17 protein-coding genes are annotated in these 20,063 nt (G+C 39.9%); 11 read left to right on the top strand and 6 right to left on the bottom strand.

The features are described from left to right. The first annotated feature begins 9 nt into the window (after positions 1–9). Both AWW73_RS18025 and AWW73_RS18020 read left to right on the top strand, forming a co-directional pair. Positions 10–948 (top strand): bile acid:sodium symporter family protein, encoded by a 939-nt coding sequence (locus AWW73_RS18025; RefSeq protein ID WP_016143862.1) that lies wholly within the window; start codon positions 10–12, stop codon positions 946–948. Between the two features lie 175 nt (positions 949–1,123). Beyond that, positions 1,124–2,467, top strand: coding sequence for an MATE family efflux transporter (locus AWW73_RS18020; RefSeq protein ID WP_062850337.1), 1,344 nt, complete (start codon positions 1,124–1,126; stop codon positions 2,465–2,467). A 20-nt stretch (positions 2,468–2,487) separates the two neighbouring features. Here the strand turns inward: AWW73_RS18020 and AWW73_RS18015 are convergent, their stop codons facing one another. Continuing rightward, the gene (locus AWW73_RS18015; protein ID WP_062850363.1) at positions 2,488–2,958 is read right to left on the bottom strand and encodes a 2-thiouracil desulfurase family protein; all 471 of its coding nucleotides are present in this window, start codon (positions 2,956–2,958) and stop codon (positions 2,488–2,490) included. Between the two features lie 526 nt (positions 2,959–3,484). On the opposite strand from AWW73_RS18015, the gene hppD reads away from it, so the two are divergent. Next, the gene (hppD, locus tag AWW73_RS18010) at positions 3,485–4,540 is read left to right on the top strand and encodes a 4-hydroxyphenylpyruvate dioxygenase (protein WP_061874161.1); all 1,056 of its coding nucleotides are present in this window, start codon (positions 3,485–3,487) and stop codon (positions 4,538–4,540) included. A gap of 70 nt (positions 4,541–4,610) precedes the next feature. Here the strand turns inward: hppD and AWW73_RS18005 are convergent, their stop codons facing one another. From AWW73_RS18005 to fahA, 4 genes are all read right to left on the bottom strand, one after another. Next, positions 4,611–5,390, bottom strand: coding sequence for an IclR family transcriptional regulator (locus AWW73_RS18005; RefSeq protein ID WP_061874160.1), 780 nt, complete (start codon positions 5,388–5,390; stop codon positions 4,611–4,613). Positions 5,391–5,685: 295 nt separating this feature from the next. Then, a complete protein-coding gene (locus AWW73_RS18000; RefSeq protein WP_062850336.1) occupies positions 5,686–6,234 on the bottom strand; it encodes a VOC family protein in 549 nt (182 codons plus the stop codon). A 17-nt stretch (positions 6,235–6,251) separates the two neighbouring features. Then, positions 6,252–6,884 (bottom strand): maleylacetoacetate isomerase, encoded by a 633-nt coding sequence (gene maiA / locus AWW73_RS17995; protein WP_062850335.1) that lies wholly within the window; start codon positions 6,882–6,884, stop codon positions 6,252–6,254. Beyond that, complete coding sequence (gene fahA / locus AWW73_RS17990; protein ID WP_062850334.1) at positions 6,871–8,178, bottom strand: fumarylacetoacetase; 1,308 nt, start codon at positions 8,176–8,178, stop codon at positions 6,871–6,873. Before fahA ends, maiA begins: the two co-directional genes overlap by 14 nt. A gap of 356 nt (positions 8,179–8,534) precedes the next feature. Here fahA and AWW73_RS17985 point away from each other — a divergent pair, with 356 nt between their 5' ends. From AWW73_RS17985 to zigA, 3 genes are all read left to right on the top strand, one after another. Next, complete coding sequence (locus AWW73_RS17985; protein ID WP_062850333.1) at positions 8,535–9,923, top strand: amino acid permease; 1,389 nt, start codon at positions 8,535–8,537, stop codon at positions 9,921–9,923. 162 nt (positions 9,924–10,085) lie between these two features. After that, positions 10,086–10,766 (top strand): D-Ala-D-Ala carboxypeptidase ZrlA, encoded by a 681-nt coding sequence (gene zrlA, locus AWW73_RS17980; RefSeq protein WP_062850332.1) that lies wholly within the window; start codon positions 10,086–10,088, stop codon positions 10,764–10,766. A 148-nt stretch (positions 10,767–10,914) separates the two neighbouring features. Then, complete coding sequence (gene zigA, locus AWW73_RS17975) at positions 10,915–12,180, top strand: zinc metallochaperone GTPase ZigA (RefSeq protein ID WP_081409687.1); 1,266 nt, start codon at positions 10,915–10,917, stop codon at positions 12,178–12,180. Between the two features lie 34 nt (positions 12,181–12,214). Here zigA and AWW73_RS17970 read toward each other — a convergent pair whose 3' ends face one another. After that, entirely contained in the window at positions 12,215–13,327 is a 1,113-nt protein-coding gene (locus AWW73_RS17970) for an acyltransferase family protein (RefSeq protein ID WP_062850331.1), read from the bottom strand. 353 nt (positions 13,328–13,680) lie between these two features. On the opposite strand from AWW73_RS17970, the gene hutC reads away from it, so the two are divergent. The 5 genes from hutC (at position 13,681) to AWW73_RS17945 (ending at position 20,037) form a co-directional block, all read left to right on the top strand. Further along, positions 13,681–14,433, top strand: coding sequence for a histidine utilization repressor (hutC, locus tag AWW73_RS17965; RefSeq protein ID WP_062850330.1), 753 nt, complete (start codon positions 13,681–13,683; stop codon positions 14,431–14,433). Then, entirely contained in the window at positions 14,430–15,005 is a 576-nt protein-coding gene (locus AWW73_RS17960; protein WP_062850329.1) for a HutD/Ves family protein, read from the top strand. Before hutC ends, AWW73_RS17960 begins: the two co-directional genes overlap by 4 nt. A 261-nt stretch (positions 15,006–15,266) precedes the next feature. Next, positions 15,267–16,934 carry a urocanate hydratase gene (hutU, locus tag AWW73_RS17955; protein WP_081409686.1) on the top strand — a complete coding sequence of 556 codons (1,668 nt, stop codon included), beginning with the start codon at positions 15,267–15,269 and terminating at the stop codon, positions 16,932–16,934. An 87-nt stretch (positions 16,935–17,021) separates the two neighbouring features. Beyond that, positions 17,022–18,560, top strand: coding sequence for a histidine ammonia-lyase (hutH, locus tag AWW73_RS17950; protein ID WP_016143848.1), 1,539 nt, complete (start codon positions 17,022–17,024; stop codon positions 18,558–18,560). A 64-nt stretch (positions 18,561–18,624) separates the two neighbouring features. Further along, on the top strand, positions 18,625–20,037 hold the full coding sequence (locus AWW73_RS17945) for an amino acid permease (protein ID WP_005804358.1): 1,413 nt from the start codon (positions 18,625–18,627) through the stop codon (positions 20,035–20,037). Positions 20,038–20,063: the final 26 nt, after the last annotated feature.

The following is a 20,063-nucleotide window of genomic DNA, read 5'->3' as shown; positions in this document are numbered from 1 at the left end:
ATAGAAAGTATGGCTGCATTTCTACGCTTTACCCAATTTATTCAAAAAACATTCGCGCTATGGGTGATTGTTTTTGCAGCGCTAGCGCTATGGCAGCCTGAATTTTTTGTCTGGCTCAAAGCATACATTCCATGGATTTTGGGGATTATTATGCTCGGCATGGGAATGACCATGACTGTCGATGATTTTAAAGGGGTATTACAAAGCCCTAAAGCCGTACTCATTGGAGTCGTAGCGCAGTTTGTAGTGATGCCGGGTTTGGCATTTATATTATGTAAATTATTTAATTTACCACCTGAAATAGCCGTTGGGGTTATTTTGGTTGGATGTTGTCCAGGTGGAACGGCTTCAAACGTAATTACCTATATGGCTAAAGGCAATGTGGCTTTATCAGTGGCCTGTACATCGGTATCTACGCTTTTAGCGCCTGTGCTAACACCTGCGATTTTCTATTTGCTTGCCAGCCAATGGCTAAAGATTGATGCAGCTTCGATGTTTATTTCGATTTTGCAGGTGGTTCTGCTTCCTATTGTGGTTGGTCTGATTTTAAGAACATGGCTTAAACGTCAAGTCGAATCTTATATTCAAGTCATGCCTTTAGTTTCGGTCATTGCAATTGTAGCGATTGTGGCAGCCATTATTGGGGGAAGCAAAGCAGCCATTCTTCAATCGGGCTTGCTCATTTTGGCTGTGGTGATTTTACATAATGGGCTTGGATATTTATTAGGTTTTGCAGCAGCGAGATTCTTTAAATTGCCTTATGCGGACAGTAAAGCTATTGCTGTAGAAGTCGGAATGCAAAACTCAGGTTTAGGTGTTGCGCTCGCCGCAGTGCATTTTGCTGCATCTCCAATTACTGCCGTACCAAGCGCGATTTTCAGTCTTTGGCATAATATTTCTGGGCCTGCGCTTGCGACTTATTGGGCAAGTAAACACAAACAAGAATAACTGTAGAAAAAATGAATTAGAAAATGAGACCAAACGAATAGTTTGGTCTTTTTTATTTAAAGCATATTTTATGGGAGCTAAAGGTAGAGCTGGTATGTCTTTTGCTTTGGATTGATGCACTAAAAATAACGTGAATATGAGTATAAATCGCAAAGAAAAATAAGGTATTTCCTAGATGAACCAGATTTTTAAATTATTTATTCCCATGCTCTCAAGCAATTTAATTCTAGTTTTAAGTGGATTGATTGATATTGCTTATGTAGGGCATTTTAGTAATGACCATGTCGCCGCATTATCGGTGACCTTATCTTTATATACAGTGGTTTATGTCATTGGGATGGGTATGCTGCAAGGTGTGATCCTCAAGCTCTCGGAAGCTTATGGTTGCCATGACATACCACGCATTCGTCAAATTTTTATTCAAGGCATTTGGCTGATGTTAGGTTCAGCGTTGCTGAGTATTGGCTTGCTTTATTTGTTCCGTGATTTACCAAAATTATTTGGTGCATCTGAACATGTCGTTTCAATTACTAAAAATTGTATTTGGCTTTTGGTATTTATTTTACCTGCGCATTTACTGATGCGCTTATTTACAGCTTTGTCTCAGGTCACTGAAAATGCGCATAGGGTTTTACTATCAGATAGCATTTTCTTCATTCTTAAAATTATTTTGTCCTATCTTTTGATTTATGGTGTCGCTTTATTTTCAATTCCACCACTCGGTGCCATGGGGGCCTTGTTAGCCACTCTCATTGTACGGTGGATTATGTTGGCTGTTTATTACCTATTTTTTCTGGAGAAAGGATACATCTTTATTGAGCAACCAGAACGGTCAGTTGAAGATAGTCGACAAAGTCTGCGTATGATTTTAAAAATAGGGATACCGACCACAATCATAGCATTGATGGATGTCGTTGCATTTTGTTCGGTTGCTATTTTGATTTTGCCTTTTGGGAGTGTGGTGTCCGCAGCCCATCAAATTGTCACAAGTACCAGCGGATTCATGTTTATTATCCCTTCATCAATTGCCTCGGCTTATAGCATTTTGGTGTCACGCTCTATGGGCAGTGGGAACATGGAAGAAGCAAATAAAATTGCCAGACAAAGTATATGGGTGATTATGGCGGTGAGTGGCGGTCTGTCCCTATGCTTATGGTTAGAGCGGGACATAATAGTTACCTTCTATTCAGATGATTTGGCCGTAAAAATTTTGGCTGCATCACTGTTGTTGATTGCCTGTATGTTTCATTTTCTAGATGGCTTAATGGCGTTATTGACCTCTTTATTGCGCTGTTGGGATGTGTCGATTTTACCGATGCTGATTTTCTTGGTCATGGTGTTGTGTTTCGGATTGGGCGGCGGTTGGTGGATGGCCTATAAAGGACTGCATTGGCAGAATATCTCGATTTCTGCTATGGGAATTTATGGTTTTTGGTGGATGGCAGCCATAAGTTATTTAGTGGCTTGTCTAATGAGTGCCATATGTTTCCGTTTTAGAAAACAATTAAGAGGGTTTTGATTGGGTAGATCAACGCAACCTTAAAGAGGATGTTCTGCTAACCAATCTTCAATTTCATTTTCAGAAATCACTTCAAAACCATGGCGCTGCAAAAGCGCTGTGGTGATTCCAACTCCCGTAATTTTCTCGCCTTGAAAAGTACCGTTATAAATTTTTTGACTACCACAAGATGGGCTATTTTCTTTTAATACCACACAAGTTGCTTTTATTTGTTGTGCGACTTCAAGTGTGCGATAAGCACCTTTAAAATATAGATCAGTCACATCTAAACCAGATGAATCGGTAATTTTTGCTTTGCCATCAAGTACATCTTGACCTGTTCCTCCTACAATTTCTGCGGGTAAGCGAGGTGTAGTAAAACCCCCTAATAACTCTGGGCATAATGCTTGGGCTTTTTTATTGATTAATAGCTGTTTAAGTCGGGTATTTGGACAAGATTTACCATCATATCGAACAGGTTCACCAATTAAACATGCGCTCACTAAGATCATAAGTTTTCCTAAACCAAATGGATGGCGTGGCTGTCTATAAGAATCATAAACAAAATTTGAAAACTGACCATTAATTTTAAAATAGCTTAATTCAAGATTACTAAAATTATGCAATTCATAATTAAGTTATGTATTGCATAATTTAATTGTTTTTAGTAGCATCTAATTCAAGGTAAATGGCCATTGGAGATCCAACAAGGATGTTGGTCTCCATAAATCTATAAATGATTTTTAGGAAAAGACGATTTTTAAGGGTTTATTGAAAAATCTCAATCGTACTTTTAGATAACAAAGGACAGTGTGTATGGAAAATAAACACCACATGGAACGGAAATTAATCATTAAAGGCTTTACGCCCATCATATCTTCGTTTTAGCGACTCGTTTTTTTCTCATAGGATGCGTTGGGTTAAGGCATTTTTGACGGTTCAGATACTCACCCAATGACCACGTATTCTATAGAGAAAGGAGCTGAGTTCATCAGCAATAGAGATAAACGGAACAGGTAATCACCAGAGGGAAACTAGATGGATATTTTAGAGAACCCATTAGAATTATGCGGTTTTGCATTTATTGAGTTTGTTTCAAAAGAAAATGAATTAGATCCAGTTTTTGAAACAATCGGCTTTTCAAAAGTAGCCAAGCATAAATCGAAAGAAGCGTACTTATGGCGTCAAGGAAATATCAATATTATCCTGAATTATCAGCCAGAATCTTATGCTTCATTCTTCTTTAATGAACATGGTCCATCTGCTTGTGCGATGGGTTTTAAAACACGTGATGCAGCAAAAGCTTTCCAAAAAGCAGTAGAGCTTGGTGCTGAACCAATGTATTCAAAAGTTGGGCCAATGGAGCTCAACATTCCGGCAATTAAAGGTATTGGTGGCATGCCAATCTTTTTAGTTGACCGTGATATTTATGAAAATGACTTTGTTTTCTATAATGATGCCGAAAGACATCCAGTAGGTGCAGGCCTAAACGAGATTGACCACTTAACTCATAACGTCTACAAAGGCCGTATGGAGTATTGGGCAAACTTCTATGAGAAAATCTTCAACTTCCAAGAAATTCGTTACTTTGATATTAAAGGCGAATATACAGGTTTAACATCTAAAGCATTAACAGCGCCAGACGGCATGATTCGTATTCCTTTAAACGAAGATTCAGACAAAGGAAACGGCCAAATTGCAGAATTCTTAGCTGATTTTAATGGTGAAGGTATTCAGCATATCGCATTTATTTGTGATGACTTAATCTCGACTTGGGATAAGTTAAAAGGCCTTGGTCTGAAATTTATGACTCCGCCGCCAAATACGTATTATGAAATGCTAGAAGATCGTTTACCTGAGCATGGTGAGCCGACTGATGAATTAAAACAGCGCGGTATTTTGCTCGATGGTAATACTAAAGATGGTCAGAAGAAATTGTTATTGCAAATTTTCTCTGAAAATATGATTGGTCCAGTCTTCTTTGAATTTATTCAACGTAAAGATGATGATGGTTTTGGTGAAGGTAACTTCAAGGCATTATTCGAGTCGATTGAACGTGACCAGATTCGCCGTGGTGTTTTAGAAACTAAATAAATAAGCTGAGCTTTATTCCTGATCTAAAAAAACCAAGAGTTTGATCTCTTGGTTTTTTTATGGCTATTGATTAGCGGCTTTTAATATATTGATTGATGAGGTTCACTTCATTTTTTAAGATTTCAATCGTTTTACTGTGAGGGTCGACTGGTAAAAACATTTCGCTATCCAGTGCGACAATACAAAACTCAATGCTTTGGTTTGAGTTAAACACAGGTAAACCCACCGCATTAATCCCCGTCAGTAAATCACCTTTTGCTGCTGACATTTGTTGCTGGCGAATGGTTTCTTTAAGCTCTGTAAATGCTTGCCAGTTTTGTGGTGCGATGTGCAGACCAAGTTCTTGATGCTTTTGCCATTCTGCTTCCATTAAAGGGCGAACAAAATGCTCTGGAAGATAAGAAGCAAATAGACGTCCCGCAGCAGAATTGACTAAAGGCATAATTGAGCCGACTTTAGTGACAATCGAAATAGGGTGGTTCGATTCAATCGATTGAACCACGACAGGACCTTTCGGTGACCATTTACTGATTTGTATGCCGCAACCAATTTTGTTTTGTAGGTCGTAAATTAAATGCTGTACCAGCTGTAGTGTGTCACTATGTTGAACACAGTTGAGTCCTAAGCGCCATGCCTGATCACCTAAAGCATATTGGCCATCATCGAGTTGTTTTGCATATTCCATGCGAATGAGGCTAACCAGATAGCGGTGAACCTTGGCAGGATGCATTTCTAGCTTGCTAGACAGATCTTTGAGAATAATAGGTTGATTGTGTTCCAAAAGGGCGTTTAGTACAGATAAACCGACTTCAAGTGATTGAACCCCCCCAGATACTTTTTCTTCAATCATTTAAATACCCTTAATAAATTTACTTCAGCTGTTAAACAGTGACGATCAAAACATAAATTGAAATTGGTGCGTTTTACATCATGCCTGAGCCTAGTGAAAAATAGAAATCACCTTTTTCTATTAGCGAAATTGACATGTTTTATAATCAACAATTTTCTAAAATCACTATGCTCTCATTTATAGCGCAATTTTCTAAAAATTTAGCGCTTTTAAATAATATAAATCGGCATTGATATAGAACCGTTCATTTAAACAATTCTAATCAATGCCGATTTTTTTGTGCGCTCTTTAAAAATTAGGTTCCTAACTCTTCTTCATGTAAGAAATGAGTGTGGTGTGGAGCGCGTTTGGTTTTGCTCCATTCCTCTAGCATTTCAGTTTTCATCTCTTCAGTAATTTTTGCAATTTTTTCTTCAGCATGCACATCGTTATAAGTCAGTTCTAAACGGTGGCCATTTGGGTCAAAGAAGTAAATTGAATGGAAAATACCGTGGTTGGTTACGCCCAAAACTTTCACGCCATTTTCTTCTAAATGTTGCTTGGCAGTCATCAGCGCATTTAAGTCTTCAACTTCAAAAGCAATATGTTGTACCCATTGAGGCGTATTTTCGTCGCGCCCCATTTCTGGTTGAGTTGGCAATTCAAAAAATGCCAAAACGTTACCTTGGCCGGCATCTAAGAATAAATGCATATATGGGTCAAAGGCTTTAGTTGAAGGTACATGGTCCTCAGCAAAAGCTAAAATGAAGTCCATGTTGAGCATTTTTTTATACCACTCAACGGTCTCTTTCGCATCCTTACAACGATATGCAACGTGATGTATTTTTTTAATGGCAAATGTCATGTTGAAACTCCTTTTTACTATTCCCAATCTGGTTGTTGTTCTGGTGCCGCGTTATAGAAGGCTGGGATAGACAAACAATGGTGATAAATCGATTCAATTTTTGGAAACGCAGATAAATCAATCTTGAAGCGTTTCGCGTTGTAGACCTGTGGAATCAGGCAGCAATCGGCAATAGTTGCTTGTTGTCCAAAACAAAATTGTCCATTTGAATCTTGAAGTTGCTGTTCGAGATTTTGAAAGCCTTCAATAATCCAGTGCTGATACCAATAATTTTTCTGCTCATCTGAAACATTTAAGTCATTTTTTAAATATTTCAGTACACGTAAGTTGTTTAACGGGTGAATATCACAGGCGATTGCTTGAGCAAAGGCACGGATTTTGGCTCTCTCTTGCACATCACTCGGAAGTAATTTGGTCTCTGGATATTGCTCATCCAGATATTCCAAAATACTTAACGATTGAGACAAGGTTAAATCGCCGTCAATTAAAGTCGGAACGAGAGCACTGCGGTTTAACTTTAAATAGTCTTCGCTTTGCTGTTCATTTTTTACCAGATGGACTGGAACAGTCTCATAAGCTAAACCTTTAATGTTTAGACCAATCCGTACTCTGTAGGCTGCAGAGCTACGGAAGTAACTATACAGCTTCATAGTCAGGCTCCGAAGTTTCTGCAAAATCGAAATTTAATGCAGGAAGAACCGTGTTTCGAACTTCACCGAAGCCAATGCGAATACCATTTTTCTCACAGTGACCTTTCATGATGAGGGTATCGCCGTCTTGCAAGAAACCACGAGTTTCACCATTGGCAAGTGTTAAAGGCTTGGTGGTATTCCATGTAAGCTCAAGCAAGCTACCATACGAATCTGGTGTAGAACCTGAAATGGTACCTGAGCCCATCAAGTCACCGACCTGAACATTACAACCTGCAATGGTATGGTGAGTAAGCTGCTGAGCCATAGACCAATACATATATTTGAAATTAGTTTTGCAGATCACATCAGCTTGTGCTGATTTCGGGCTTTGAATTTCAACACTCAAATTAATGTCGTAACTATTTGCGATATTTTCTTGTAAATACGCTAAAGGTTTAGGCTCTTGTTTTGGACCTTCCACTTTAAATGGCTCAAGTGCTTCAAGTGTTACCACCCAAGGAGAAATCGAACTTGCAAAAGTTTTTGCGTTAAATGGTCCAAGTGGAACATATTCCCATTGCTGGATATCGCGTGCTGACCAGTCATTGAGTAATACCATTCCAAAAATATGGTCCCATGCATTTTCAATCGAGATCGGCTGGCCAAGCTCCGTTGGTTTACCAATAACAAATGCGGTTTCAAGTTCAAAATCGAGTTTACGCGTAGCTGAGAAAACTGGGCGCTCTTCATTTGGAAGTTTAATTTGTCCAGATGGTCGTACAACTTGAGTGCCACTGACTACAACAGAGCTAGCACGGCCGTTATAACCGACAGGCAATTCAGTCCAATTTGGCAGTAAAGCATTTTTAGGGTCGCGGAACATACAGCCAACATTGGTCGCATGCTCTTTAGAAGAATAGAAGTCGGTATAACCAGGCACCTTAAGTGGTAAATGCAAAGTTACGCTGTCTTGCTTAACCAAAACTTCCTGACGCAATACTTCATTTTCTTGAAGTGTTAAATTTTCAACCGAGAGAAGAGACTGTAGTGTCTTACGAACTTTTGACCAGTTGGCTTTGCCAGACTCGATAAATTTATTCAGTGTAGGCTGGTTAAAATATATGTCTTGTTCTGAAAGTTTTAAAAGACCGTGCTTTTCAAGCGCAGCGAGATCTATCACCCAATCACCAATAGCTACACCAACTTGACGCTCACTTTCGTTAGCTCTGCTAAAAACACCGTAAGGCAAATTATGAATAGTGAAATCTGATTGAGGTGAAACTTCAATAAAAGAGTTTAGTTTTTGTTCCATTTTCGCGTCCTTGTCTTTATCTCGGGTCTTATACAAATAAAAGTTCGGCCTAGGACTGAGCTACTCAATAAGTTTTAACCTTTGCTTAGATCATCTTTTGTCTTATGAGTTTGATATAGACCGAGCACAACCAATTGCTTCATGTCTCTATAATACTGAATTCATAAAATTACGCAATACATAATTTAATTACACATTTCATAATAATTGTCATTTCTTGTATTTTCTGTTTTCATTCGCGGTCATGAGAAAAGTCACGCAATTATTTTTTCATGAATCTCTATGAAAGTTTGATCAATTTATGATATACGTAATTTATTGGAAAAAAATTACGTGACACGGATGAGAATAATCATATGTCAGCACAAGAGCAAGGAAACCTGAAACATGGTTTGAGTAATCGGCACATCCAGCTTATTGCATTGGGTGGGGCGATTGGCACAGGGCTTTTTCTTGGTATATCACAATCGATTAAATTAGCAGGTCCATCGGTCATCCTCGGTTATGCCATTGCAGGATTTATTGCTTTTTTAATGATGCGTCAGCTTGGCGAAATGGTGGTTGAAGAACCAGTCAGTGGATCTTTTAGTCATTTTGCCTACAAATATTGGGGACCATTTGCAGGGTTCATGTCAGGATGGAACTATTGGGTACTCAATGTCCTCGTCTGCATGGCAGAACTCAGTGCAATTGGTCTTTACATTCAATATTGGTGGCCGCAAATCCCGACGTGGGCATCTGCTTTAACCTTCTTTGTCTTAATTAATGGCATTAATTTGCTACATGTTAAGTTTTTTGGCGAAATGGAATTTTGGTTTTCTATTGTCAAAATCTTGGCGATTCTTGCAATGATTGGTTTTGGTTCATATTTACTTGCAACAGGCACAGCAGGTCCTCAGGCAAGTATCAGCAACCTTTGGGCAATTGGCGGTTTCTTTCCGTTTGGTGTTGAAGGCTTAGTCATGGCAATGGCGGTCATTATTTTTGCTTTTGGTGGTATTGAGCTTTTCGGTATTACCGCGGCTGAAGCACGTGACCCTGATAAAACTTTACCTAAAGCTGTGAATCAAATTATTTACCGTATTTTGATTTTCTATATTGCGACACTTTTTGTTTTATTCTCGCTATTCCCATGGAATCAAATGGCACAAGGCGGAAGCCCGTTTGTGATGGTTTTTGCTTCTTTAGATAGCCAAGGCATTGCAACGTTATTGAACTTTGTGATTTTGACAGCAGCAGTTTCGGTTTATAACGGTACAAGTTATTGCAGTAGCCGTATGCTATTGGGCCTTGCACAACAAGGGAATGCACCAAAAGTATTTGCACGTATTAATAAACGCGGTATTCCAACTAATGCTGTGATTCTTTCTGCGGCAGTCACTATTTTATGTGTACTGTTAAACTATATTTTCCCTGAAAAAGCATTTGGTTTACTCATGATGCTGGTGGTTGCAGCGATTGTGATTAACTGGGTAGTAATTTCATGGACGCATTTAAAATTCCGTAAATTTATGATGCGCCAAGGGCAAAAAACCAAGTTCCCAAGCTTTATGTATCCGTTTAGCAACTATCTGTGTATCGTGTTTATGTTGGGCATTTTAATTGTGATGTCTTTAACACCAGATATGCGTGTTGCGGTGATGATGATTCCTGGCTGGATCTTATGTTTGATGGTGGCTTATCAATTTAAACGCCGAAAATTAAAAGCTGAGCAGTCTGTACCTGCCTTAGAAGCAGATATTTAATAAGTTCTTGAGTTGTATTTAAAAAGGACGTCTGAGAGGCGTCTTTTTTATTTTTAAAATTTAGCAACAGAAATTAAAGGATTTTATTATTGTTATAATATAACATTTCATTAATTTAATGATGAGCAATTTTCCCATTTTTGGTGAAGATAGAGCATATTTATGAAGCGTTATTTCGGTTTAATTTTATTATCTCTCACAGCATGTAGTACTCAGCCACCCAAGCCAAAAACTCCTTTACAAACTCAAACGTCTTTACCTCGACCTACAAAACCAGTTGTCAAAATAAAACCTCAACCTGAGGCGTATGTTGCATGGTTAGCTACAGGCGATTACAGGCAGTCTGTGCAAGCTTACAAGCAATTTCTTAAGCAAAAGGGACTTGCCGATCTAGTGCCAGACCATGAATTATTACGTTCAGCTCGAGACTGGCAAAAATGTGGAGTCGAGCCCTATGCGGTGCCGCCACGCGAGATTTGGTCCAATATTGTTCCGACACTTAGCATTTTAAAAGCGTTAGTTGATGATGGTGTAATTAATGATTTTGAAGTGACTTCGGTCTACCGCGCTTTATCTTTAAACCGCTGTGCAGGTGGTGCAGATGCTTCTCGACATGTCTTTAATGCAGCGCTTGATTTTCGAATTGGGCCAGAACAGCCCAGCGACTTAGACCAGTTCAATATTCAGCAAACTAAAACCAAACTTTGTCAGTTTTGGGCCACAAAAGGTCAAGCGCTTAATATGGGACTAGGTGTTTATGCTTCAGGACAAATTCATATTGATAGCCAAGGATTCCGTGCATGGGGACCTGACCATCGCTACAAAACTTCAAATTGTCAGTAACTATAAAAGCAATTTTTTCAAAGACTAAGTGAATGGGCTTAAATAAAACTGGAATAAAAACTTGATCAATAGTTATGTTATAACATAACATTATTGTGGTTTAGAAATAGATTACGCCTGTGATCTGGCCATATTTAAATGGCTAGCCATGATCAGTTTAAATATTATTCAAAGAGATCAAGCCATGCGCACTGCAATCGCCAACTCATTTGCCAAGCTTCCCGTCACTGTTTTATCTGGCTTTTTGGGTGCAGGAAAGACCACGTTACTCAACCATATTTTAAATAATCGCGAAGGCCGCCGTATTGCCGTAATCGTCAATGATATGTCAGAGGTCAATATTGATGCCGCATTAGTACGCGAAGGTGGGGCGGAGCTTTCAAGAACAGATGAAAAGCTGGTTGAAATGAGTAATGGCTGTATCTGTTGTACGCTACGAGAAGATTTATTGGTTGAGGTTAAACGTTTAGCAGATGAAGGACGTTTTGACCAATTGGTGATTGAGTCAACTGGCATTTCTGAACCCCTGCCTGTGGCAGAAACCTTTACCTTTGAAGATGAAGATGGAAACTCTCTAAATGAATTCGCTCGACTCGACACCATGGTCACGGTAGTCGATGCTTTTAACTTTCTTAAAGATTACAGTTCGGTTGACTTACTGCAACAACGTGGTGAATCATTAGGCGAGCAAGATGAAAGAACTGTAGTCGATCTTCTCATCGATCAGATCGAGTTTTGTGATGTGATTGTGCTGAATAAAATTGATTTGATTGACCAAGCGCAGCAAGACCAGCTCATCGCAATTTTAAAAACACTAAACCCGCGTGCACGAGTTGAAATTGCTCAATTTGGAAAGATCGCTTTAGATAAAATTTTAAATACACAGCTATTTGATTTTGATGAGGCCGCACAAGCACCGGGCTGGTTAAAAGAGTTACGCGGCGAGCATACGCCAGAGACTGAAGAGTATGGAATCAGTAGCTTTGTTTACCGCGCGCGCCGACCTTTCCATCCCGAGCGTTTTTATAATTTGGTGCAGGCTGAATGGCCGGGTGTCGTTCGTTCTAAAGGCTTTTTCTGGTTGGCTGCTGAACCGACATTGGCTTATTCATGGTCACAAGCGGGTGCGATGGCGCGGCATGGCTTGGCAGGTTATTGGTGGGCCGCCGTTGCAGAAGAAGACTGGCCGAGTGACCTAGCCAGTATTGAAGAAATTAAGAAAAATTGGGATGCCCGCACAGGCGATGCACGTCAGGAGCTGGTTTTAATTGGTATGCAAATGGATGAGCAAGCCTTAATAACGCGCTTAAACCGTTGTTTATTAAGTGATGAAGAAATGGCTTTAGGTCCACAAGTTTGGCAGAGCTGGTCGAACCCTTTTAAGCAAGAAGATGAAACCTTGCTAATTGCTTAACAAAGTAAAGCCCCTATTTTAAAGGGGCTTATTTTTATAATTTGTCTTTAATAAAAACCTTTCGAATATAGCTGTTAAGCGGTGTGGAATAGTATTTTTCAATCGCTGCGCTAATGATAAAAGTCAAAACCAGATAGCCAATTAAAAGCATAATTTTGATGCTAGCGTCGGTTTGAGTCGGAATAAAAGCAACTTTCATAAGACCCAGCACAACCAGATGAAACAAATAAGTTTCATAACTTCTTTGCCCTAACCAGACCATCACTTTGGTAAATAGGTTATGCGCTTGTGTTTCGGAAGGATGCTGAAAACACAAAATCAGTAAGCCTGTGGCAAGAGCAAATAAGCTGATACCCCAAGTACTCACTTCTTTAATTGGCGCATATAAATATAGAGCGGTCATGCTCAAAATAATTAACCACGAAAGAGGTTTTTTATAGTGCCAATTTGGCTGATATTTATGAGAAAAAATCGCCGTTAAACAACCAATTGCTATGCCATCAAAACTCGAAAAATAATGATATAAATAGGCGCCGCTTTCTTCTCCAAAATGGAGAGATCTAAAATAAGGCCCGTACAAAATCACTCCAATTAGTACCGCAATAAAGACCTTATTACTACGCGTGAGCAGGCACAATAATGGAAAAACAAAGTAAAAAACTTCTTCTACAGAGAGCGACCACAACACGCCTAAAGCATAGTTTACCCAACCAAATTTAATAATCAGGATATTCATCCAGAAGGTTAAAGCTGCAAAAATTGTTAGTGGATAGGAAACCTCAATGCCATTGGGGGCTTGGTTTATAAAGGGTTTTAAGTCAAATGACCCAAGCACACTTACACCTAAAATGAGTAATCCTAGACACGGTAAAATACGCGCCGCCCGCCGGATATAAAAATGCTTGAGATTAATTGCGGAGAATTGTTTATCTCTTTTTAAAGTGTGATGGGTAATTAAAAAACCTGAAATCACAAAAAACATGGTGACGCCATAATTTCCATTTCTTGCGATGACTGTGCTAAATGCTTCACCTAAGAAATCAAAACCTAACCATGTGTCTTTAAGTTTATAGGGAATATTAAAATGATGTAAAAGAACCAAAAGGATAGAAATTCCTCGAAGAATATCTATTTTATAATTACGCATTCGATGTGCTTCCAGTTTTATTAATATACTGTGTGGCAGAAGAATACTATCGATCAGTTATTTTAAATAAAAATTTTAAGCAGCATTTCGTAAATTAGAAAAGACTATACTTTTCACGTCCTTGAATGGAGCACAGGCTTAGCAGAAATAACTATTAAATAAATATTGATAAAAGCTTAATATATTTGAATTTCTCTACATAAAACTTTAAATTAGCTCTTATTGAGCAATGTTTATTTTTTAAACTTTTTAAAATCTATTTAATTCATAAATTAACATGTTGTATGTGGTTGTATATACATAGCATGTCAACTAAAATACCTTTTTGCCTGCCGCCTTTTTGAGTATTTGTTATGCCCAGAACATCAAAACAAGAACATGCTGAGCTTTCGATTGAAGCTGATAGTCCAGTTCCTCTATATCAACGCGTCAAACAGCTGATTTCACAAAAAATTTATGAAGGCTCGTGGGCTGTAAATAAAAAAATTCCTTCGGAAAGTGAACTGGTTAATCAACTCGGCTGTAGCCGTATGACTGTAAACCGTGCGCTTCGTGAATTAACGACTGAGGGTTTATTGGTTCGCATTCAAGGCGTTGGTTCTTTCGTTGCTGAAGGGCAAGGCCGTACTGCACTTTTTCAGATTAATAATATCGCCGATGAGATTATTGCACGAAACCATAAGCACCACGCTGAAGTTTTAGTCTTAGAACAAATTAATGCAAATGCAGAGCAAAGCGTGTTAATGCAGACTCGCGAAGGGCAAAGATTATTTCACTCGATTATTGTGCATTATGAAAATGATGTACCTGTTCAGGTCGAAGATCGTTTAGTTGATGCAGCACTAATTCCAGATTACTTAGAACAAGATTTTAAAACCATTACGCCTAATGCTTACCTCATGGCAAAAGCACCCGTGACAGAAGGCGAGCACATTGTTGAGGCCGTTTTAGCATCTGCTCAAGAGTGTAAATGGTTGAAGATCAACAAAGCTGAACCATGTTTATTGATTCGTCGTCGTACATGGTCAAACAAACAGCTCATTTCAAGTGCGCGTTTGATCTATCCGGGTAGCCGCTATTATCTCGAAGGGAAATTTAATCCATGATTGAATTGATCAGGGCCGATCAATATACAAAAATGCTTTGGAAAAATGGTGCAGGTTTTACTTTAGAAATTGCTCGAAGCCAAGGTGAGGCTGACTTCGATTGGCGCATTTCGATGGCAGATGTGACTACTTCTGGACCATTTTCGCTATTTCCAAATAAGCAGCGCATTATTAGCGTACTCGATGGACAGGGCATGATTTTGCATGTCGATGATCTTGCTGCCAAAAAGCTGAACCAAGGTGAAATTCTTGCTTTTCATGGTGAGAGTCATGTCCAAAGTGAACTAGTAGATGGGGCAATTCGGGACTTAAATTTAATTTATGATCCTGCAAAGTTTCATGTCCGTTTTCAGTGGTTAAATGATGCAGCGGAGCAGACATTTATTAGCTCGGCAGATCTGATTTTTATTTTCAATCATGGTTCTGAGACAGAAGTAAATGTGGATGATCATTCCGTTCAGCTTGCTACCCATGAAACTTTAAAAATTGAAAAAAATACTGGTGTAACATCGGTTCATTTTACTCAAACTCAGGCAAAAAGTTGTTATGTTATTGAGCTAATTCAGCGTTAAAACTTAAGTAATTTGCTTATTTAAAAGCACATGTCTCGTGAAAAGACATGTGCTTTTTTTATGCTTAATATAAAAATAAATTAATTTAATTCATAAGCTTATTAATTATTTTTAAAAAAATACGAGCAAGCCTCTTCACGCCGAAAAATATTTGTGTAGTATATGGATGTATATACAAGTTAATACATTACTATACAAATGCAGAAACAAGAGATGTTCTGCTGATGTAAGCTCAAAGGAAGGAGTCCGCCTGTGACAACAATGACAACAAAATTTCGTGATGTAGAAATTCGTGCGCCACGCGGCACTGAATTGACGGCTAAAAGTTGGTTAACTGAAGCTCCATTACGTATGTTGATGAATAACCTTGATCCGGACGTTGCAGAAAACCCGAAAGAGTTGGTTGTATACGGTGGTATTGGCCGCGCAGCACGAAACTGGGAATGTTTCGACAAAATTGTAGATACTTTAAAAAATCTTGAAACTGATGAAACGTTATTAGTTCAATCAGGCAAACCAGTCGGTGTATTTAAAACTCATAAAGATGCACCACGCGTTTTAATTGCAAACTCAAACCTTGTACCGCACTGGGCAAACTGGGAACACTTCAACGAGTTAGACGCAAAAGCTTTGGCAATGTACGGTCAAATGACAGCAGGTTCATGGATCTACATTGGTAGCCAAGGCATTGTACAAGGTACTTACGAAACTTTCGTTGAAGCAGGCCGCCAACACTACAACGGTGATTTAAAAGGCCGTTGGGTTCTTACTGCTGGTTTAGGTGGTATGGGTGGTGCTCAGCCTTTAGCTGCAACACTTGCAGGTGCGTGTTCTTTAAACATTGAATGCCAACAAGCAAGTATCGATTTCCGTTTACGTACCCGTTATGTAGATGAACAAGCGACTGATTTAGATGACGCTTTGGCGCGTATTGACCGCTATACAAAAGAAGGCAAAGCAATTTCAATCGCGCTTCATGGTAATGCTGCTGAAATTTTACCTGAGCTTGTACGCCGTGGTGTACGCCCAGACATGGTAACTGACCAAACAAGTGCACACGATCCACTTAATGGCTACTTACCAGTAGGTTGGACTTGGGATGAATACCGTGAACGTGCGAAAATTGAACCAGAAGCTGTTGTAAAAGCTGCAAAACAGTCGATGGCGAAGCACGTACAAGCGATGCTCGATTTCCAAAAAATGGGTGTTCCAACATTTGACTATGGCAACAACATCCGTCAAATGGCAAAAGATGAAGGCGTAGCAAACGCTTTTGATTTCCCTGGTTTCGTACCTGCATACATCCGTCCATTGTTCTGTCGCGGTATTGGTCCATTCCGTTGGGCAGCGCTTTCTGGCGACCCAGAAGACATTTATAAAACAGATGCCAAAGTTAAAGAATTAATTCCTGATGATGAACATTTACATCACTGGTTAGACATGGCACGTGAACGTATTAGCTTCCAAGGTTTACCAGCGCGTATTTGCTGGGTTGGTTTAGGCTTACGTGCAAAACTTGGTTTGGCATTTAACGAAATGGTTCGTAGCGGTGAATTGTCTGCACCAGTTGTGATTGGTCGTGACCATTTAGACTCAGGTTCGGTTGCAAGTCCAAACCGTGAAACTGAAGCAATGCAAGATGGCTCAGACGCAGTATCAGACTGGCCTTTATTAAATGCGTTGCTCAATACAGCAGGCGGCGCAACTTGGGTGTCTTTACATCACGGTGGTGGTGTAGGTATGGGCTTCTCTCAACACTCAGGCGTTGTGATTGTGTGTGATGGTACAGATGAAGCTGCTGCACGTATTGCGCGCGTACTGACCAATGACCCTGCAACAGGTGTTATGCGTCATGCCGATGCCGGTTATGAAATTGCGATTAACTGTGCGAAAGAGCAAGGTCTACACTTGCCAATGATCACGCAATAAAAATACACGGAAGAACTGGCGGTGCTTTTTGCAATTGTGAAAAGCACTGTCTCAGCAGAATATAGTGCAAAAAATTAGGAAGCCAACATGGAATTACTGATCCAACCGGGAAAACTAACCTTAGCCGATTTACGTCAAGCTTACCTCAACCCAATTAAAGTTAAATTAGATGAAAGTGCTTCATCTGCAATTAATGCAAGCGTGGCTTGCGTTGAGAAAATTGTAAATGAAGGGCGTACAGCTTACGGTATTAACACGGGCTTTGGCTTACTTGCTTCGACCAAGATTGCTCCTGAAGATTTAGAAAAATTACAGCGTTCATTAGTTCTTTCGCATGCGGCAGGTGTTGGTGAAGCACTTGATGATGCAATGGTTCGTCTAATTATTCTATTAAAAGCAAATAGCTTGGCGCGTGGTTTCTCTGGTATTCGCCGTAAAGTGATTGATGCTTTGTTGGCTTTAATTAATGCCGAAGTTTACCCACACATTCCACTAAAAGGTTCAGTAGGGGCTTCAGGTGACTTGGCACCCCTTGCACACATGTCTTTAGTGTTACTTGGTGAAGGTAAGGCGCGTTATAAGGGTGAATGGTTACCAGCAGTTGAAGCTTTAAAAGTTGCAGGTTTAGAACCGATTTCTTTAGCAGCTAAAGAAGGTTTAGCACTTTTAAACGGTACACAAGTTTCAACCGCTTATGCTTTACGTGGCTTGTTTGAAGCTGAAGATTTATTTGCTGCTGCAACGGTTTGTGGTGGATTAAGCGTTGAAGCAATGCTGGGTTCACGTGCACCATTCGATGCGCGTATTCATGAAGTACGTGGTCAACGTGGTCAAATTGATGTGGCTGCGGCTTATCGTGATCTATTAACAGACTCAAGTGAAATTGCACATTCGCACGAAGACTGTAGCAAAGTTCAAGACCCATACTCTTTACGTTGCCAACCACAGGTGATGGGTGCATGTTTAACCCAAATCCGTCAGGCTGCTGAAGTATTAGAAATTGAAGCAAATGCTGTATCTGATAACCCGCTTGTTTTTGCTGAACAAGGTGATGTGATTTCTGGTGGTAACTTCCATGCAGAACCTGTAGCAATGGCGGCCGACAATTTAGCATTGGCAATTGCAGAAATTGGTTCACTGTCTGAACGTCGTATTTCAATGATGATGGACCGTCACATGTCACAACTTCCACCGTTCTTGGTGGCAAATGGTGGTGTTAACTCGGGCTTTATGATTGCTCAGGTAACCGCTGCTGCTCTTGCAAGCGACAACAAAGCGCTTGCACATCCGGCAAGTGTTGATAGCTTGCCAACTTCAGCTAACCAAGAAGACCACGTATCAATGGCTCCGAATGCGGGTAAACGTCTTTGGTATATGGCTGATAACGTCCGTGGCATTTTAGCTGTTGAATGGTTAGGCGCTTGTCAGGGTCTAGACTTCCGTGAAGGCTTAAAAAGCTCGCCTAAACTTGAACAAGCTCGTAAAATCTTGCGCGCTCAAGTGCCTTACTACAGTGAAGACCGTTTCTTTGCTCCTGATATTGAACAAGCAAGTGAATTACTCTCAAGCGGCTGCTTAAACGAGTTACTTATTCCAAAACTACTCCCTAGTTTGTCTGAAGTGTGATTAATAAAACGGTCACATGGAGTGGCCGAATCTAACTAAATATCCTCAAGGATTGGAGATTATAATGTCACAAAACTCCACATTACAGCGGGGATTGAACACCCGCCACATTCGTTTCTTGGCATTGGGCTCAGCAATTGGAACTGGGCTTTTCTATGGTTCGGCAACTGCGATTAAAATGGCAGGGCCTTCAGTATTACTGGCGTATATCGTTGCAGGGATTGCAATTTATATCGTTATGCGCGCACTGGGTGAAATGGCTGTCCAAAACCCTGTCTCTGGTTCGTTTAGCCACTATGCTTCACAGTACATTGGTCCATTGGCTGGCTTTACGACGGGATGGACTTATGTTTTTGAGATGATCATTGTGGCGTTGGCTGATGTCACTGCTTTTGGTATTTACATGGGGTTTTGGTATCCCGATGTACCACGGTGGATCTGGATTCTATCGCTGATTATGTTCTTGGGTGCAATTAACCTTATTCACGTTAAAGTCTTTGGCGAACTCGAGTTTTGGCTTTCTATTGTCAAGGTGAGCGCCATTGTTGCCATGATTTTAGGTGGAATAGGCTTAATGTTCTATGGATTCCATGCTGACCATAGCAGTGTGGTACCGGGTATTCAAAACTTATGGATTTATGACGGCTTTATGCCACATGGGATTGCAGGCTTGGTTGCGTGTTTATCTGTGGTTGTATTTGCTTTTGGTGGTATCGAAATTATTGGTATCACAGCTGGTGAATCACAAGACCCGAAAACAACTTTGCCAAAAGCGATTAATGCTGTTCCGGTTCGTATTTTACTGTTTTACGTACTAACCATTTTTGTACTAATGTCGATTTTCCCATGGAATCAAATTGGTAGCCAAGGTAGTCCATTTGTACAGATTTTTGAGAATTTAGGCATTCAATCAGCAGCTACAATTTTAAATATTGTCGTGATTACTGCTGCTGTTTCAGCGATTAATAGTGATGTATTTGGTGCTGGTCGTATGCTTTATGGCATGGCAAACCGTGGTCAAGCGCCTCGAGTTTTTCAAAAATTATCACGTAATGGTGTGCCATGGATGACTGTAGTGGTTATGGCTGGCGTGCTGTTAATTGGTGTGGTGCTGAACTACCTGATTCCTGAAAATGTATTCATGATCATTGCATCGATTGCAACTTTCGCAACCGTTTGGGTGTGGCTCATGATCTTGCTTTCGCAAGTCGCAATGCGCCGTAAGTTATCTACTGCTGAAATTAAGGCATTGGATTTCCCAGTTATTGGTTGGCCGTATGCTCCTGCTTTTGCAATCGGTTTTATGGTGTTCATTTTAGTCATGATGGGATATTTCCCAGATTCACGCCCTGCAATTTATGTAGGAATCACATGGCTTGTTCTGTTAATGATCGCTTATCGTATTTGGGTCAAACCTCAGCAGAATTCGGGAAAGCAAAATAATTCAATTCCGCAAAATATCGAGATAGAAAGCTAACAAGTCAACTGCCCGATAGTATTGCT

Origin of the sequence: Acinetobacter lactucae, from assembly GCF_001605885.1 — a bacterium.
GTDB classification, from domain to species: domain Bacteria; phylum Pseudomonadota; class Gammaproteobacteria; order Pseudomonadales; family Moraxellaceae; genus Acinetobacter; species Acinetobacter lactucae.
The sequence above is the reverse complement of the archived record's forward strand: the minus strand, read 5'-3'. Positions and strand labels throughout refer to the sequence as shown.

Coding starts and splice junctions, on each gene's coding strand:
- AWW73_RS18015 (WP_062850363.1), bottom strand. CDS start 2,958: ATGATCTTAGTGAGCGCATGTTTAATTGGTGAACCTGTTCGATATGAT.
- hutU (WP_081409686.1), top strand. CDS start 15,267: ATGACAACAAAATTTCGTGATGTAGAAATTCGTGCGCCACGCGGCACT.
- AWW73_RS18025 (WP_016143862.1), top strand. CDS start 10: ATGGCTGCATTTCTACGCTTTACCCAATTTATTCAAAAAACATTCGCG.
- AWW73_RS17945 (WP_005804358.1), top strand. CDS start 18,625: ATGTCACAAAACTCCACATTACAGCGGGGATTGAACACCCGCCACATT.
- hutC (WP_062850330.1), top strand. CDS start 13,681: ATGCCCAGAACATCAAAACAAGAACATGCTGAGCTTTCGATTGAAGCT.
- hutH (WP_016143848.1), top strand. CDS start 17,022: ATGGAATTACTGATCCAACCGGGAAAACTAACCTTAGCCGATTTACGT.
- maiA (WP_062850335.1), bottom strand. CDS start 6,884: ATGAAGCTGTATAGTTACTTCCGTAGCTCTGCAGCCTACAGAGTACGG.
- zigA (WP_081409687.1), top strand. CDS start 10,915: ATGATCAGTTTAAATATTATTCAAAGAGATCAAGCCATGCGCACTGCA.
- AWW73_RS18005 (WP_061874160.1), bottom strand. CDS start 5,390: ATGATTGAAGAAAAAGTATCTGGGGGGGTTCAATCACTTGAAGTCGGT.
- fahA (WP_062850334.1), bottom strand. CDS start 8,178: ATGGAACAAAAACTAAACTCTTTTATTGAAGTTTCACCTCAATCAGAT.
- hppD (WP_061874161.1), top strand. CDS start 3,485: ATGGATATTTTAGAGAACCCATTAGAATTATGCGGTTTTGCATTTATT.
- AWW73_RS18000 (WP_062850336.1), bottom strand. CDS start 6,234: ATGACATTTGCCATTAAAAAAATACATCACGTTGCATATCGTTGTAAG.
- AWW73_RS18020 (WP_062850337.1), top strand. CDS start 1,124: ATGAACCAGATTTTTAAATTATTTATTCCCATGCTCTCAAGCAATTTA.
- AWW73_RS17970 (WP_062850331.1), bottom strand. CDS start 13,327: ATGCGTAATTATAAAATAGATATTCTTCGAGGAATTTCTATCCTTTTG.
- zrlA (WP_062850332.1), top strand. CDS start 10,086: ATGAAGCGTTATTTCGGTTTAATTTTATTATCTCTCACAGCATGTAGT.
- AWW73_RS17985 (WP_062850333.1), top strand. CDS start 8,535: ATGTCAGCACAAGAGCAAGGAAACCTGAAACATGGTTTGAGTAATCGG.
- AWW73_RS17960 (WP_062850329.1), top strand. CDS start 14,430: ATGATTGAATTGATCAGGGCCGATCAATATACAAAAATGCTTTGGAAA.